Genomic DNA, 247 nt, shown 5'->3' on the forward strand with positions numbered 1-247 from the left:
AGCCAGCTAGCTTGCCTGCCGATGATGCCGAGGCCGAAGAGCAGCGAATTCAGATAGCCGGTATTTTGCAGGATCGACCGCCAGACGAGACCGGCGGCGAGATCGGAAATGCCGAGCGGGATCGTCCAGATCCACAGGATCGTCTCGCGCCCGCGGCCGACCTTGGCGACCATGGTGCCCATAGCAAGCGCAATGGCGATCTGCACCGGCACGACAGCGATCGTCAGCAGGAAGGTGTTCTTCACCG

1 pseudogene is annotated in these 247 nt (G+C 62.3%); it reads right to left on the bottom strand.

The window, feature by feature from the left end:
• A pseudogene (locus AF337_RS33030) lies at window positions 1-247 on the bottom strand (sugar ABC transporter permease); the annotation flags it as partial.

The sequence above is a fragment of the Rhizobium ecuadorense genome, assembly GCF_001187535.1.
Classification (GTDB): Bacteria; Pseudomonadota; Alphaproteobacteria; order Rhizobiales; family Rhizobiaceae; genus Rhizobium; species Rhizobium ecuadorense.